Annotated in this window: 3 protein-coding genes; 1 reads left to right on the top strand and 2 read right to left on the bottom strand. The window is 43.7% G+C overall.

Going from position 1 to position 2,423, the window contains the following annotated elements; translation table 11 throughout:
* The coding region (locus tag M595_RS27095; RefSeq protein ID WP_023069795.1) for a DUF4335 domain-containing protein at nucleotides 1-790 on the bottom strand (790 nt) is incomplete at its 3' end.
* Between the two features lie 51 nt (nucleotides 791-841).
* A complete protein-coding gene (locus M595_RS27090) occupies nucleotides 842-1,414 on the bottom strand; it encodes a DUF3038 domain-containing protein (RefSeq protein ID WP_023069794.1) in 573 nt (190 codons plus the stop codon).
* Between the two features lie 409 nt (nucleotides 1,415-1,823).
* Between M595_RS27090 and M595_RS27085 the strand changes: the two genes are divergently transcribed.
* Nucleotides 1,824-2,423: iron uptake porin (locus M595_RS27085; protein ID WP_023069793.1), on the top strand; the 600-nt coding region annotated here is incomplete at its 3' end.

Raw genomic sequence — 2,423 nt, 5'->3', positions numbered from 1 at the left:
GAGGGGGACTTCCGGGTTCAGGAAATAACGGGGGCGGTATCGGCAGGGGGGCGGTATCGACTCCGGGTAAATTGGCGGCGACGGGGGGAGGAGAAGCTGAGGGAGTTGGAGTTGGAGAGGGCCAAACGGGAAGTGCTGGCGCTGGGTTTAGGTTAGGAGGGGGAATGGGAGTGGGTTCAGTTTCCTCGGTCGAAGCGCTGAGGGGTTCGGCGGGCTGTCGATAGAAGTTGATTAACTCAATGATGCCCGTTAATGTACCAATACTAATGAAAATCATCAGTAATGTTCGCAACCAAATTACAGGTTTAAACCGAAAAGAAAAGGATTTATCACTGACTTCTTCAACTCCATTTGTACAGTCTTCTAATGCAGTGACTAAATCAAATAATTGTAATGCACTGAGATGAACAAAAGGCCCTGAATTTTGAGTGGCAAGCGCTCCTAAAAAGAGATCATGATAGAGGAGTCCGTCTGGCTTGAGATAAATCTCATCTGGATCGGGGAGTATGGGTTTTGAGGGGTTGGTTGTTTCTTTGTAGAGGGTGTCAAACCAGGCGGAATTGTTGAGGAAATCCTGCACATAGGATGTTACAGTTTGAGCAAGGCTTTCTAACTGTTGTTGATCGCCTTCTACGGTGACATATTCTTCTTCGGGTAAGCGGGGGTCATCAAAGCTTAATTTAAACTGGAACGGATCAGTTGCAGCCTCTTTTTTAGAGCGACCCAGTAAAGGCTTTTTCGTGATTACTTCTAATGTACAGGTGGGGGGAGTGTATTTGCGAGTTGTCATTTCTAGATCAGATCAATAATTTGTAGTTTAATTTGAGGTGTAATTTAGGATTTAATTTAGGGCTTCTCGATTGGGACTGAGCAATGCCAACCAAAAGCGTTGAGGACTATTAGAATTGCTGTAAAATAATAGCTCGATTAAAAGTTTAATGGCTAATGGATTGAGGGTCTTAGAGGGAGGCGAAGCGGTGTTGTCAATTTGTTCTTGATACATTTGGCTAAACGAATCAAAATAATCCCGCAATAAAGCCACTTGATGAATATCATCTTGGGATTGGGTATATTGTTCTAAAAGAGCGATCGCTCGTCGGATGAGGGCTTGATTTTGTTTGGCGAGATCACTGATGATTAAAACCAATGCTCGGGCTTCATCAACGCTTAAGGGTTTCTGTTGTTGTGAATTCTCGGGTTGAGTCAGTCGATCCGCAATAATTGAGTTTAAATTGAGTTGATTGGCAACTTCTACTAGACTTTCTGAGCCAACTCCAGTCAAGGCGGCCAACGCCAACATGACTAATTCTAATCGAATCGTGATGTCATCTAACTGAGTTGGTTCTGGCTGCTGTTCTAAGTTGAACTCTTGCCAATCAAAAGTGTGATCATCAGCTCTAGCCAATGGTTGCATAGTCCCCTAGATTAATTTGATTCTTATTATAGGGATTTTCGAGAAAAATCTTTGTTCTGGAGTATCGAGTTCTCTGTCCCTCTCAAACGTTAGGTTAACAAAAAGTTAATATTCAATTCTCCACGATCACTAGTCAAAGACAATCGGCTGTAAGCTTCTACTCGGGTTTCTCAATCTGCAATTTGAGTGAAAAAGGGTAACAGGTTATACCCAAAAAAGGCCAATCAAAAGAGATCAAGATGTCCACTGAATCGCTGTATCCATGTCCACCGAGGCAATTTTACAAGAAGTTTGGTATTTTTAGGGAACTGCGCTTTCCTCTAGAAGAAAAGACGAGTAAAATGACGGTGGAAATTTAAAAGTATTTCAGTAGACCTACTGATTGAACTGATATTTGTGTGAGGAGAGTATGTCACAACAAACGTTGAAAGCTTGGCTGCTCAGTCCAGCTCTCTTAGGTGCGAGCTTAATTTTGTCTTCGACTGCGGTAGCTGAAGTTTCGACCTCAAGCATTCAGCCGGGAGAAACTCAAGTCAAAACCAGCGGCAATCATCAGTCTGAACTGTTGGCCCAAGTTCCGGTTAATCCCCATAGTGGTCAAGTTGGCCCACAGTCTGGTTTTTCTCCGGTACAAGTTTCTGATTTCGAGTCTGGGGAAACGACAGATAATTCCGTGAGTCCAGAAACCTCTGACCAACTCAACCAATATTTTCGCGAAGGTCGCCGATCTAATTCCAAGAAAAAACAGCAAGTCACCTCGGTTTCCCAACTGTCAGACGTTCAACCGACAGACTGGGCGTTTCAGGCATTACAGTCTCTAGTTGAACGTTATGGTTGTATTGCCGGATATCCAGATGGAACCTATAAAGGAAACCGGGCTTTAACTCGTTATGAATTTGCCGCAGGTATCAACGCTTGTTTAGAACGCATTAACGAACTGATTAATGCGTCTACAGCCGACTTGGTGACGCGGGAAGATTTGGCGAGACTGCAACGGTTAATGGAAGAA

The organism is Lyngbya aestuarii BL J (genome assembly GCF_000478195.2).
Taxonomy (GTDB): Bacteria; Cyanobacteriota; Cyanobacteriia; order Cyanobacteriales; family Microcoleaceae; genus Capilliphycus; species Capilliphycus aestuarii.
Note: the sequence above shows the minus strand (reverse complement) of the source record. Positions and strands in the feature narration are given on the sequence as shown.

Bases quoted from the DNA above. Each gene is read 5' to 3' on its own strand.
- M595_RS27090 (WP_023069794.1), bottom strand. From the start codon at position 1,414: ATGCAACCATTGGCTAGAGCTGATGATCACACTTTTGATTGGCAAGAG.